The sequence below is a fragment of the Candidatus Hydrogenedentota bacterium genome, assembly GCA_016791475.1.
Classification (GTDB): Bacteria; Hydrogenedentota; Hydrogenedentia; order Hydrogenedentales; family JAEUWI01; genus JAEUWI01.
The window spans coordinates 68,238-81,918 of the sequence record JAEUWI010000036.1 but is presented as its reverse complement, the minus strand read 5'-3'; the positions used below and the strand labels follow the sequence as shown (position 1 = coordinate 81,918).

Genomic DNA, 13,681 nt, shown 5'->3' with positions numbered 1-13,681 from the left:
GTCCTATCTTGTTCTTGGTTAGCTACCCAAGATTGGAACGAATGCGTGGTCGCATTTTCAATTTACAGAACATATGCCACGTCATCATGGCCCATCTGCAAGCGTCAAGGGCAACGGGCTATTCGCGTCCATTCTCGCTTCTCATCACTTCAATCGCCTTCATCAATCAAGTTTGCGACTATCCACGCCGATGTGCGGTTCCGTTGTTCTGGTTGCGACCAACGGCCGTACTACGACTCTTATGGAATTCTCCCATGCACCGCTCCGCCTATAGTTTCTTCTCCCGCATATTGACCCTCATGCTCCTGTTCGGCTTGCAGCACGCCTGGACCGAGCCGACCGGGGTATGGGAACTCGTCGTGCCGTCGACCGGCGCGGAAGCGACGTCCGGGGCATCCATGTTGATCGAGAAGGAACTCGCAGCGCGGGTGCCGGGTCTGTTGATCAGGCGCGCCGGCGCGGTGAACCCGGGAATCCCCGCGATTATTTTGGGCACCCCCGACTCCAGCCCGGACCTGGCCGCTGCGTTGCCGACGAACCTCGCGCTGCCGGAACGTCCAGAGGGCTATGCCATCTGGACGGAATCGAAGGACGGAGTCCCCCGGGTCTTCTGCCTCGGCGTCGATCATCGCGGTGTGCTCTTTGCCGCCGCCCATGTGTTGCGTTCCATCGACTTCAGCGCCGACCCCGCGCTGCCCGTGATCGCGCCCGTCGCCAGTGCGCCGGTGGTCCCGTTGCGGGGGCACCAGATGGGCTATGGCGACATGAACAACACCATTGACGCCTGGGATCTGGATACTTTCGATCAGTACATCCGCGACCTGATTGTGTTTGGCGCGAATGCGATTGAATTGTCTCCCACGATCGACCCCACCGCGCGCGAGAGTGTCCATATGGACTCCACGATGTGGGCCAGGAATATTGCCTTATCGGAATTGATCCATGCCTATGGGTTGGAGGTGTGGCTCTGGATGTCGCTCCAGGAGGACCTGACCAATTTGGCCGCCGCGGGCGAAACCCGCGCCGCCTGGGCGCGCCTCTTTTCCGCGATGCCCCATGTGGACCAGGTGTTCGTGGCGGGAGGGGATCCCGGCAGCAACGAGCCGGGGCTGTTGATGAACTGGCTGGCCGAAACGGCGCCGGCGCTCCAGGGCCCTCATCCGGGTGTGGGATTCTGGGTGTCCAATCAGGGCTTCGAGCCCGAAGAAAACGATACCTTCTTCACCTATCTGCAAGAGCATCGGCCCCCGTGGTTCGCGGGTGCGGCCTTTGGCCCCTGGGCCAAGATCGGCATCCAGGAGATGCGCGAGCGAACACCGGCCCAGTATCCCATCCGGCGTTATCCGGACATCACCCACAGCGTTCGCTGCCAGTATCCCGTTCCGGAGTGGGATCCGGCTTTCGCACTGACCCTTGGGCGCGAGTCCTTCAATGCGCGACCGCGCGCCATGCAGCAGATACACAATACCTTCATGCCTTATGCCCGCGGCTTTGTCGCCTACTCGGAAGGGGTGCACGACGACGTGAACAAAATGCTCTGGAGCCAGTACGGCTGGAATCCGGAGGCCGATCCCGCTGAAGTTCTTGCGGCGTATGGCCGCTATTTCATTGGCGGGAAGCACGGGGAAGCGGTTGCAAAGGGCTTGCTCGCGCTGGAGGACAACTGGGTCGGTCCGCTGGCGAACAATGCCTCCATCGCGCCCACGGCCGCACACTGGCGGGCCATGGCGGCGGAGGGCGGCAAGGCGTTGAAGGAGAACTGGCGCTTTCAGATGATTTATCTCCGCGCGCTGTACGATGACTACGTCCAGAAGCGGTCGGCGGCGGAGCGGGCGCGGGAAGAGGCCGCCATTGCGTCGCTGCGCGCGGATGTGGCGGGGGATCTTCCCGAGGCGATAAAGACTGCCCGTAAGGCACTTCGCGATTCGGGGAAGCACCCGGAGCTCGCGCCCCTGAGAAAAGAGCTGAACAAGTTTGGCCCGGCGCTTTTCCGCCTCATAGGAATTCAACTCGACGTGAAGCGGTTCAAGGCGATGAACCCGGAGCGCGGCGCCATTTTGGAATTCCTTGACACGCCGCTGAACAATCGCGGCTGGTGGGAGGCCGAGCTGGCGAAGGTGGAAGCTGGATTGAAGGATGGCGGCCTCGACGAGGCGGCGGCCCGAAGCCGAATTCTGGCGCTTTGCGACTGGGAGCGGAATCCGGAAGGGGGCTTCTACGACGACCTTGGACGCGTGGGCCGACAGCCTCACCTCGTGGCGGACACGGCCTGGGCGCAAGATCCCGGAGGCGTCTCCACGGCGATGGTGGAGTTCATGCGCCCGGCGGAAGGGTGGCGCCTGTCGTGGGCGGATCAGGCCCAGACCCTTTATGGAACGCCGTTGAAAATGCGCTATGAGGGATTGGACCCGAACCGCGCCTATCGGGTACGTGTCGTCTATGCCGGACGCTTCAAGGCGACGATGACCCTTCGGGCGGATGGCTCCCACGAGGTCCATGGCCCGGTTTCCCAGTCCGACCCCGTTGCGCCGCAGGAATTCCCCATACCCCGGGAGGCCACGAGCGACGGGAACCTGGAACTGCAATGGGACCTTGTCGGGGGGAGAGGTTGCCAGGTGGCGGAGGTGTGGTTGCTCGGGTAAGTATTGCACATACGCTTCCGCTTGACGTGGGTTGCGGCCTGTGCGCCTTGCCGGCGGAACCCGCCCTGTGCGCATATTCCCGTGCTACCATAATTCTCCGGCCCCAACCCACAGGAGTTCTTCCCATGTCTCAACCTTCCGATCTTGCTCAGGGCGATACACCCGCCTACACGAAAACCATGATGGATTACCTTGGTGATCGGGAACCCTTTTCCGTGTTTGAGGCGACGCCTTCCGCCCTGCGTGCGGCGGCGGAAGCGGTGTCAGAGGACAAACTGCGTACGCCGGAGGCGCCGGGGAAGTGGTCCGTGTTGAACGTGGTGCAGCACCTGGCTCATGTGGAACTGGTGCTTGGAACGCGATTTCGGATCGTTCTCGCGGAGGAGGGTTCGCCCCTGGCGGCAATGGACCCCGACCGTTGGATTGCCAACCTCTTTCCGGATGAATTCGGCCTGGAAGAGGCGCTAACGGATTTCGCGAACGTACGCGCCATGAACCTGCGCCTGTTGCGTCGGGTGAGGGGCGACCAGTGGGCGCGCTACGGTATCCATTCCCAGCGTGGCAACGAGACCCTGTCCACGATGGTGCGGATGTACGCGGCCCATGATTTGTATCACCTGTATCAGATTGAGCGAATAAGGCGAGCAGTTGACAGTTGACAGTTGACAGTGGCGCGGCGGGCTCGATAGGACGGATTCGACGGATAGGACTGATTAGGCCGATCTGACTGATCTGACTGATCTCGCGGATTGGACAGATTCTTTCTTCGCTGTCAACTATCCACTGTCAACTGTCAACTGTCAACTGCCTTATGGCATACTATGCCGAATTACCCACAAAGCACGCGCTTCCCCCGAATTCCCCTTCGGGACCAGCTATCGCAGGATGTCGAATGAGTCTAGAGCAGGAATTGAATAGCATCGGGCGTCAGGCCCGCGCGGCGTCGAATGCGCTGCGCTCGTTGTCGCGCCGCGTGAAGGATGCCGCGCTGATCGAGATTGCGCGGCGTCTTCGGGCCGAAGGCGCGCGCCTGAAGGCGGAAAACACGAAAGACCTCGCGCTGGGTCGCGAAAAGGGCCTCTCCAGCGCCATGCTGGATCGCCTGGAACTGACCGATGAGCGGATCGAAGGCATGGCCGAGGGCCTGGAGCAGGTCGCGGCGTTGCCCGATCCCGTGGGCGATGTGGACCAGCAATATGTCCACCCGAACGGCCTGCGCATGGCGCGGATCCGCCAGCCCATCGGCGTGGTGGGCATCATTTATGAAAGCCGGCCCAACGTGACGGCGGACGCCGCGGCGCTCTGTCTTAAATCGGGCAATGCCTGCATCCTGCGCGGCGGCTCGGAAGCCTTTTTCTCCAATACTGCGATTGCCCAGATTTTCATTGAGGGTGCGAAGAGCGCGGGCGTTCCGGATCATGCCGTGCAGATGCTGGGCACGACGGATCGCGAGGCGGTGGCCGCGATGCTCAAGCTGGACAAGTATATCGACGTGATCGTGCCCCGCGGCGGCAAGGGACTGATTACCTTCATCTACGAAAACTCCCGCATTCCCGTCATCGCCCATCTCGATGGCGTGTGCCACACCTATCTCCACGAAGACGCCGACGAGCACATGGCCAAGTCCATTGCGATTAACGCCAAGATGCAGCGGCCCGGCGTGTGCAACGCCATGGAGACCCTGCTGGTCCATGAGGCCGCCGCCCCCATGCTGCTGCCGGAGATCGCCCGCGAACTGGCCAGCCTCGGCTGCGAAATTCGCGGTTGCGACCGGACCCGCCAGCTCATCCCCTGCAAGGAAGCGACGGATGAAGACTGGGTGACGGAGTATGTGGACAAGATCCTGTCCATCAAGATCGTGGCGTCCCTGGATGAAGCGATTGCCCATATCAATGAGTACGGTTCGCACCATTCCGACGCCATCATCACGGAGAGTTACGAAGCTTCCGAGCGCTTCCTGGACGAGGTGGACAGCGCAACCGTGTACGTCAATGCCTCCACGCGTTTTACGGATGGATTCGAATTTGGCCTGGGCGCGGAAATTGGCATCAGCACGAATAAGCTCCATGTGCGCGGCCCCATGGCGCTCGAAGGGCTGACCACGCAGAAATACGTCATTCGCGGCAACGGCCAGATTCGGGAGTAGGCAATTGCGCATCGGTGTCTTCGGCGGAACTTTCGACCCCATCCACCGCACCCATGTGGACATCGGCCGCGCGGCCCTGGCGCACAAGGGGCTGGATCGGGTGCTCTTTGTGGTCTCCGCCGATCCGCCCCACAAAGGCGGCGACGAGATCACCCCGGCGGATGACCGCTATGCCATGGTGGAGGCCGCATTGAAGAGCGAGCCGGGGCTGGAGCCCTGCGATCTCGAACTGCACCGTGAAGGCCCTTCCTACACGGCCGACACGATGAAAGCCCTGCGCGGCCTCTATCCCGACGCCGAGTTTTTTCTGATCATCGGGCAGGATGCCCTGATCGATCTGCCCGGATGGCGATCACCCCAGGGCATTCTGGATGAAGCGCGTCTGCTCGTACTGCCCCGGCCCAGCGAGGTGCGGGCGATTCCCGCCGTGCTCGAAGGCCACTACGAGATGCTGCCCTTTGCCGAGAGCCTCATGTCTTCGACCGACGTGCGCCGCCGCCTCGCCGAAGGCGATGCCGCCGCCGACAGTCTGCCGCCCGCCGTGTTTGACATTGTTCAGGAACGGGGTCTCTACCATGCCCATCGTTAAGATGCGCCGATACAAGGAATTTCTTGGGATTCTTCGGGAAAACCTGCCCGAAGACAAGGTCAGCCATTGTATCTTCGTGGCGGAATACGCCGCGTCGCTCGCCGTGAAAGCGGGCGTGCCCCACGATGAAGTGGTGACGGCGGGCATGCTGCACGATCTCTGCCGCACCCAATCGGGCGATGTGCTCCTGGCCCGTGCCCGGGGCTATGGTCTGGACATCAGCGAAACCCAGCTTCAGGTCCCCATGCTGCTCCACGGTCCCGTGGCCGCCGAAGAGTGCCGCGAGGAGCTCGGCATCGACGATGAAGATGTTTACAACGCGATCTACTGGCACACCACGGGCCGGCCGGGGCTGGGGCGCACGGGTCAGTTAATCTACCTGGCGGACTTCAGCGAGCCCACCCGCAAATTCCCCGAAGCCGCGAAGGCGCGGACGCTTGCGCGGGAGCAGGGCCTCGAAGCGGCGCTGCGCTATGTGGCCCGCGCCAAGTTCGAGCACCTTCAGTCCAAAGAGGTGGTCGATCCCGTTGCCGAAGAATTTCTCGATTGGGTCGAGCGGGAATACCCGGCGTGAACACACCGGATGCCTTTGCGGACCTCGCCCGCTACTACGATCCGCTCATGTCCCATGTGAATTATGACCGATGGTTCTTCACGACTACCGCCCTCGCGGATCTGGTGAAAGAACCGATTCGCCATCTCGACGCCGCCTGCGGTACTGCCACGCTCGTGTCCATGCTCCGCAAGACCGGTTGGGACACTTTGGGCAGCGATCTCTCTCCCGCGATGATCCAGACGGGAAAGAAAAAGGACACGGCCCTGCCGCTTGCGGTCGCCGACCTGCGCGCCCTGCCGTATCGGGACTCCTTCGAACTCATCACCTGTCTCTTCGACAGTCTGAATTTTCTGCTGGAGGAAGAGGAGCTTGGGGAGGCTTTCGTGCAACTGCACGGCGCGCTCCGCGACGGCGGGATACTCTACGCGGACATTATCACCGAGCGCATGGTGACGGAGCACTTCGAAGGCCAGTCCTGGACGGAGGATAACGACGGATTCACGAGCCGCTGGTCCAGTGAATACGACAAAAAGAAAGCCATCGCCGAGTCGTATGTCCGCATCAACACGGGAAATACCTCGGTGATCCGGGAGCGGGTCTACGATCTCGCGCTGGTCAAGCGTCTGCTGGAGAAGGCTGGGTTCGACATTTTGGGGGCCTTCGACGCGGAAAACTGGAAGACGCCACGTCGGAAAACGACACGGGTGGACCTCATCGCGGTCAAAAAAGGGGCTCCCGGTATCGAGAAGCGCTTCGCGAAAGTGGCCGCTCAGGTGCGGCGGCTGGCCTTTGGAGACTGAAAAGCCAAGTCCGTAACAGTTTTTCCGCGAAGTGGGCCACTTGTAATCGTTTTTCAGAAATTATAATCGTTCTTCCGCGCAGCCGCTCTTTCATACGTGCTTTTCTGCATTCGTAGTCGTTTTTCCGCGAGACAGGTCCATTACTCAGAAACGAGATCTGTTAACGAATCCTTATCAGTTTTTCAGCGAGAGTACTATTATGTAACGAAAATGCAACCGTCAAGACGATTTTTCTGGAAGTGCTATGGATACCAACGAAAAAAGGTTCCGACTCGTCCATTGGGCTACGCCTGGCAGGCAAGCAAGGATACACCCACGGTCTATATCCGGAACGGTATCCCGCCGGAAGGGACTCCAAGGGCCGCGGTAACGAATGGGTTGAATGCCCGCTTCAGCGGATTGCATCAATATTCCGAGGTCGACTTTTGTTTCGGCGGCGCGACACTCCGAACGTCGCCGTGAGGCAGCAGCGCGGCGGCGGCGGTGATGGTTATCCCGCCTAACTCCACCAGCCACGCCAGTCGGAAGCCTTCGGTGCCGAGGCCGAGAAAGCGGTCCACATGATGGAACGACGCCGCGCGGACGAGGACGTAGAACCCGAGAAACATGAGGCCGGTCAGCGCGATATAGTAGCGGAGCGGCATGCCGCGCAGGGCCCAGATTATGGCAAGGAACACCACTGCGGCGGCTCCCGCCAGGCATTTTATGAAGATGGACTGGATCGCGCGACGGTTTTCATACCAGCCATCGGCCCGGGCCCAGTCCCTGCCATACTGGGTGATGAGTTGGTGCAGGTCGAGTTGCTTGTTCACGCCGAACAGGAAGAGAGCAATCCCGCAGAACAGCCAGAATCGAAAAGCCACCCGGCGCAACTCGGGCGTGCGAAAGCAGCGCCAGGCGCGGAAGAGACAGACCGCCGCCCCCCCGAAGTAGAACAGGAAAACAACAAGTCCCATGGCGGTGGGATCGCTGATACCGGGACTCCAGTGGCCATTCTCGACGATGGCCAGGCTGGACGAAATAAGTGCTTGATGAACGGAAGGTGAGTGCATGGGCGACTAACGTTGGTTGAGGACTCTGGACCGTATGAAAAGGCTCACTTTCGCTATCGGGGAGTAATCATACCCGCGCTGCCCAATTCCTTCAGCAGTCCCATGGGCGGCTCTTCGCCGCGCTCGCGGGTGGTGAAGAAATTGAAGAGCATGATCCCGTCCGCGCCGTCGAGGTAGAGTTGCCGGGCGATGTCGCGGTAGGTCTCCACCTTCGGCTCGACTTCGATGGACGCGTAGATGGGCATGCTTTCCGGCAGCAGATCGCGGAAGGCGCGCAGGGGGAGGGGGTAATCGTTGCGCAGGTAGTGGCTCACAATGACGAAGTCGATAAGGCCCTCGTTGGCCCAGGTGACGGGATCGAGGCCGATGCCGAGGTTTTGCTCGGGCGTGGCCATGATGCGGGCGGAGAGAAGCAGTGGCCGCCCGCGTTTTTGGCCCGCCGCCTTCACCATGGCGGAAACCTCTCGCATCCACGCGGTCATGGTTTCGATGTGTTCATGCTCTTTTCCCTGGGGGAAATACATGGGGAAGCGCTGAAAGTCGAGTTCGAGGCCGTCGGCGTCGTAGTTTTCCGCGAGCTCCTTGAGTTCCGCCAGACGCTGGGCGCGGACTTCGGGGATGGCGAAGTTCAGGCCGGCGGGGAGCCAGGTGCCCACGATGGGGTGGACGCGCGGCCCGAGAATCTCGGAGTAGATTGGCCGCAGCGGATCGGCCACTTTGCCAATGCGCCATTCCGGATGGGCCTTCCAGAAGTTGGAGAGGATCATGTGATCCTGCGCTTCGTATTCCACGGCGTGGACTTCGTTGAGACGGAAGGAAATGAAAGTCTCCATTCCCTTCTCCTTTGCGCGGCCCAGCACCAGCGCAAGGGGATCGTGGCCCGCCGCGATGAGGCTGCGAAGATTCTGCACACCGCGCTCGGTGGTTACGGGGTTGGTCGCCACCCCGTCCGCCACGGTGGCCGCGAGTTTCTCGCTCACGTCCCGACCGATCAGCTCCGCCACTTTTGACGGGTAGTTCATCAACATGCCTATGTTGGGCGAAAAGGAATAGGTGGTCACCTGCGTTTCGCCGATGGGATCGATGTAGGCATACACGTTCTCCGGCGACATGGGCGTATCGGCATAGATGAACATGTTGTCACCGTCGCTGTTGTAGAAGAAGCGCTTCGCGCGCTGCGGCGTCTCGGTCTTCAGCGGTTCCAGCGCGATGCGGCGGAAGAAGATCTCCGCGCCTTCGATCTGAATCTGAATCTGCCCCGCGCGGGGTTGCACGTCGTAGACCTTGTTCACGGTTACGCCGTTCAGCACCAGCGTCAGCGTTGCACCGTCGGCGATGACCTCGAAGCGGTTCCACTCGCCCGCGGGCTTCTCCAAATCGCGCGCACCGCGATAGCCGTACTCGTCTTTCCACTCCGGATCGCGGCCCCACCAGTTGACGCGGCCCGCGTTGACCGTCTGCAAGCGTCCATCGGGCTGAAAGAGCCAGCTTCCCGCTTGTTGCTCAGCCGCCACCGGCCCGGTGACCTGAAAGGCGTCCGTGCCGTCGCCCAGCACGAGGATATCGCCCGTGCCGCCTTCAATCATCTGCGCGGCGATGGCGTTTTTCCACAGGCCGTGGAACGCGCCGTCCTCGCCCACGGCATGGATCTGGAAACCGCAATCGCGCGCCTTGCCTTCGCGATCTCCATAGGCCCCTCCGCCCCATTTGAACTCCGCGACGAGCCGGTAGTTCGCATAGGCCGCGTCGGTGCTCAAACAGCCCCGCGCATCGCCCGAGATGTGGAGAAGGCCATCGCTCACCTTCACAATGTCGCCCGGATTCTCGCCGACCGCTTGGCCCTGGAGCGCGGGATACCAGCCCGATAGGTCGCGCCCGTTGAAGAGCTCGATAGGAGTCGTCGGGATAATGGGCTCCGCAGCCGGGACGAGCGGGGATAAGAGCAGTGCGAGACAACAGGGCAGCGTGCGCAGCATGGTGTTCCTTTCCGTATGGTATGCCTGTGGAGGAAAGCATGCACAATACTCGGCGAAGTGCGCAAGAGCGGCTATAGGGAGGCCCGAGACCTTGACAAGAGAGCGTGACTGGGCCGCGAACGAACGCAGGGCCGACTTGAGGCCCGACCAAGAATATTTCCCACAGATTCACACAGATCTGCACAGATAAGACAAGAATAACTCCTCACATTTCTCGCACAGCGGACCGTTCGGGCATCTCTTGCTCTTATCTGTGGAGATCTGTGTTGATCTGTGGGAAACCCTTCCTTTACAGGCCGCGAGAGTACAGAAATTGTCGGGGGAAGCCCTCTGTCCATTACGCGTTGCGAACTCTGCGTTTTCTTGCGGCTGAAAAAAGAATCTGTCCCCGCCTTTGGTGTACCCTATAGGCAAGTCGCCCACGCGCCAACTTGAAAGTCTGCCCGATATCATGGCCACCACAGACGCCCAGAAAGCACCCCGCAAGATCATCGCCACGGTTCCCCCGCAGGAGATTCTGCCCATCGTTGATGGGAACTTTGAATCGAATGTGAAGGGGATTTACGTGATTGGCGACGTGACGGGACTGCCGCTGGTCAAGGTGGCGGCGAACCATGGCGTGGCCCTTTTGGACAAGATGGAGAAGCAGGGGCGTTTTGCCGCGTCGCAAGGACGCGAGGGCCTCGATCTGGTTATTATCGGCGCGGGGCCCGCAGGGCTTTCGGCCGCGCTGGAAGCCCAGGCGCGGGGGCTGCGCTTTGTGGTGTTGGAGCGCACGAAGGCGGCGAGCACGGTCCGCGCTTTCCCACCGGGTAAGAAGGTCTATGCAGAGCCGCGTTATTTGAAGAATTCGAGCGGCCTGGAGACCGAAGGTGATTTAGAGCGGGACGATTTTGTCGCCCGGGTCGATGCACTGGTTGCGGAGAAGGCCCTTCCCATAAAAGAGGGAACGGAGGTGGCGCGGGTGGTGAAGCGGGGCGAAGGGGCTTTCGACGTGGTCACGGCCAACGACAAGACCTTTCAGACCGCCAATGTGGTGGTGGCCGTGGGGCGTCAGGGCCAACCGCGTTTGCTGGATGTGCCCGGCGCCGAATTTAGCCAGAAGGTGACCTATCGCCTCCACACGGACGAAGACTATCACGATAAAGACGTACTCATCGTGGGTGGCGGCAACTCGGCGATCGAGGCGGCCCTCATGCTCGCGGAGCACAATCGCGTGACCCTGAGCTATCGCGGCGACACGTTTTTTCGCGCCAAGGCGGAGAATCGGGCGGCGCTGGAGGCGGTCGAGCAGGAGGGGCGCATCGCTGTCCTGCGCAAGAGCGAGGTGACCGAGATTCGGGAGTCGGAGGTGCTTTTACGCGTGGATGGCGCGACCCAGTCCGTGCCCAACGACAACGTGATCATTCTCATTGGCACCCTGCCGCCCGTAGACTTCCTCTTGGACATGGGTCTGGAACTGGATGGCGTCTGGACGGCGAAGCGCTTCATTTATTCCGGCCTGGGCATCGCCGCCGGTATATTCGTGTACTTTTATGCCCAGTATTTTTCACTCCATCCCGACAAGGCTGGCGCGGGGCAGTGGTATCTGCCCTGGGCGAGCGGGCTGGCCGGGGGGCCGGTGCTTCCCGCAATTCACCTGCTGGCGGGCTATGCCCTGCCGGTGGCGTGGCTGCTATTGCTCGGTCTGGTATTAATGAATAAAAACTTAGGCGCGCGCGGACGGAGTCCCTTGATACGGGTGCCGGCGGCCGGTGGATTGCTGGCGCTGGGGGCGCTGGTCTATGGCGTCTATTCTGTGGCGCCCTCGATCTTTACGGTGGACGAAGCCCAGTCGGGACCGGGCCCCTATTTTATCCCGGGCTTCTCGTGGCTCTACGCTGTGGTGCCGACGTACTTCGGCAACCTCTACGGCTTCTACTACCTCCTGTATTTCACCGGAATTACCGGCTTCGGACTCTACTGGGCCTGGCGCGCGAATCACCGGCGCATCTGGATCCGTAATCTCACCATCATCGCGACCCAGTGGACCCTGTGGTGGGGTATCCCCACCTTCCTCGTGGTCTTCATCGGGCGCAACCCCTGGACGCCCCTCATTGGTCGTTCGTTGAATGCCTGGCCCCTGAAGATGAACGCCTTTGAGGTGGAGGCCGCCGGGCCCGGCGACCCCGCCTGGTGGCACACCGTGGCCGTGGTCGGCGTGGTGTGGGCCGTCGTGCTCACCTTTATTGTCATACCGCTTTTCACCATCAAATGGGGCAAGATCTATTGCTCCTACATCTGCTCCTGCGGCGCACTGGCGGAGACCGTGGGAAACAGTTATCGCCATCGCGGCCCCAAGGGCGACTGGCCCCGCCGGCTGGAGCGTTTCGGCTTCGTCTTTATTCTGCTGGCGGCGGTGGGCACCATTGCCCACCTGCTCGGCTACAGCCTGCCCTACAACTTGTACAACGTGTGGGTCGGCACCTTTCTTTCCGGCGCCATTGCCGTCGGGCTCTATCCCTTCCTCGGCCAGCGCGTCTGGTGCCGCATGTGGTGCCCGCTCGCCTTCTGGATGAACTTCTGGGGGCGCTGGTCCAAGTTCAAGATCTCGCCCGAGAAAGGCAAATGCATCGACTGCAACGTGTGCAACCAATACTGCCAGATGGGGATTGATATTAAGTCCCGCGCGCTGCAGGGTATACCGGTGACCTTGAAAGATACGCCCTGCGTGGGCTGTGCGGAGTGCGTGGTGCGGTGTCCCATGGAGATCCTCCACATCGGCGAAGCGCCGGAACGGGTTTAGAATTACGAATTACGAATTAAGAATTACGAATGCCTGAAGGTGACCCATGACCTCCCCAAAATCTGAAAAATCCTATTATGGCCCCTTCTTCTGGGTTGCCGCCGTGTCCTTTATTGTGCCGCTGTTCGTGGCGGTGCGCGCTTTTGACCACATCGGCGCGACGGCGGGCCCCACACCGGTGCCGGATGCGTCGGGGGTGGACCATGCTCTCTGGGACTACGCGCTGAAGGCTTACGTGGCGAATGGCCTGGTGGACTACGACGGCATCGCGAAGGATCAGGCTTTCCGCACCTACCTGAAGCAATTGGGCGCGGCCCAGCCGGACAAATTGGCCACAGACAACGAGCGACTCGCCCTGCTGTGCAACGCCTACAACGCTTTCGTGATCAGCGGCGTGATCCGCCACGAGATTCGCGATTCGGTGAATAACTACACCGATCCGACCAGCAAGAAAGGCTTTTTTGACATCCCCGAGTACATTTTCGCCAATGAAACGCTTAGTCTGAACGCTATCGAGCACAAGAAAATCCGGGAACCCTTCGGCGATCCGCGCATTCACGTGGCGCTGGTCTGCGCGGCCTTGAGTTGCCCCGCGATACGTCCCGAGGCGTACGAAGGGAGTCGGCTTGACGCCCAGCTCGACGATCAGTCCCGTCTTTTCGCCAACGACCCGAAGCACGTGTTCTTTGACGCGGAAAAGAAGGAGATCCGGCTCAGCCGGATACTCCAGTGGTATGGCAAGGACTGGGACGGGGTCGGCGGCTACCTGCAATGGCTTCACGAGCGGGTCGAGGATCCTGTTTTGAAAGGGGCGCTCCTCCAGGCGGCGACCGAGGAGGTGGCGGTGAAATACTTTGAGTATGACTGGGTATTAAATACCAGCAACGAGCTGAAGCCGGGCGGCAGCGCCGATCCCAGTTCGGGCGCTTTTGGTTCGGGTTCCATTCCGAACGAGTGATTTGGTCCGGCTTGTGCAGGCTGAATCGGGCTGGTATCCATACTTTTTACTGTGTTAAGCTGTTGGTCCTGGGTTATTTTCCGGAATTGTGCCTATTCGCGCCTGATTTGTTCTCAAGGGACATCACGGTGTTCGGGTCGGCATCTGGGGTTGAACATGAACATGAAGTACACAAAT

Annotated in this window: 10 protein-coding genes; 8 read left to right on the top strand and 2 right to left on the bottom strand. The window is 60.8% G+C overall.

Annotation, left to right across the window (positions count from 1 at the left end):
* The first annotated feature begins 254 nt into the window (after positions 1–254).
* The 6 genes from JNK74_18485 (at position 255) to JNK74_18460 (ending at position 6,733) form a co-directional block, all read left to right on the top strand.
* A complete protein-coding gene (locus JNK74_18485) occupies positions 255–2,642 on the top strand; it encodes a hypothetical protein (protein ID MBL7648176.1) in 2,388 nt (795 codons plus the stop codon).
* Between the two features lie 125 nt (positions 2,643–2,767).
* Positions 2,768–3,301 carry a DinB family protein gene (locus JNK74_18480; GenBank protein MBL7648175.1) on the top strand — a complete coding sequence of 178 codons (534 nt, stop codon included), beginning with the start codon at positions 2,768–2,770 and terminating at the stop codon, positions 3,299–3,301.
* Between the two features lie 152 nt (positions 3,302–3,453).
* Entirely contained in the window at positions 3,454–4,788 is a 1,335-nt protein-coding gene (locus JNK74_18475; GenBank protein MBL7648174.1) for a glutamate-5-semialdehyde dehydrogenase, read from the top strand.
* 4 nt (positions 4,789–4,792) lie between these two features.
* A complete protein-coding gene (gene nadD / locus JNK74_18470) occupies positions 4,793–5,377 on the top strand; it encodes a nicotinate (nicotinamide) nucleotide adenylyltransferase (protein ID MBL7648173.1) in 585 nt (194 codons plus the stop codon).
* On the top strand, positions 5,364–5,951 hold the full coding sequence (yqeK, locus tag JNK74_18465; protein MBL7648172.1) for a bis(5'-nucleosyl)-tetraphosphatase (symmetrical) YqeK: 588 nt from the start codon (positions 5,364–5,366) through the stop codon (positions 5,949–5,951). The genes nadD and yqeK overlap by 14 nt, the downstream gene beginning before the upstream one ends.
* Positions 5,948–6,733, top strand: coding sequence for a class I SAM-dependent methyltransferase (locus tag JNK74_18460; GenBank protein ID MBL7648171.1), 786 nt, complete (start codon positions 5,948–5,950; stop codon positions 6,731–6,733). Before yqeK ends, JNK74_18460 begins: the two co-directional genes overlap by 4 nt.
* Before the next feature lie 404 nt (positions 6,734–7,137).
* Here JNK74_18460 and JNK74_18455 read toward each other — a convergent pair whose 3' ends face one another.
* Both JNK74_18455 and JNK74_18450 read right to left on the bottom strand, forming a co-directional pair.
* The gene (locus JNK74_18455; GenBank protein MBL7648170.1) at positions 7,138–7,785 is read right to left on the bottom strand and encodes a hypothetical protein; all 648 of its coding nucleotides are present in this window, start codon (positions 7,783–7,785) and stop codon (positions 7,138–7,140) included.
* Positions 7,786–7,838: 53 nt separating this feature from the next.
* Positions 7,839–9,761 (bottom strand): DUF1080 domain-containing protein, encoded by a 1,923-nt coding sequence (locus JNK74_18450; GenBank protein ID MBL7648169.1) that lies wholly within the window; start codon positions 9,759–9,761, stop codon positions 7,839–7,841.
* A 451-nt stretch (positions 9,762–10,212) separates the two neighbouring features.
* On the opposite strand from JNK74_18450, the gene JNK74_18445 reads away from it, so the two are divergent.
* Positions 10,213–12,546 carry an NAD(P)-binding domain-containing protein gene (locus tag JNK74_18445; GenBank protein MBL7648168.1) on the top strand — a complete coding sequence of 778 codons (2,334 nt, stop codon included), beginning with the start codon at positions 10,213–10,215 and terminating at the stop codon, positions 12,544–12,546.
* A gap of 46 nt (positions 12,547–12,592) precedes the next feature.
* On the top strand, positions 12,593–13,504 hold the full coding sequence (locus JNK74_18440; GenBank protein MBL7648167.1) for a DUF547 domain-containing protein: 912 nt from the start codon (positions 12,593–12,595) through the stop codon (positions 13,502–13,504).
* Positions 13,505–13,681: the final 177 nt, after the last annotated feature.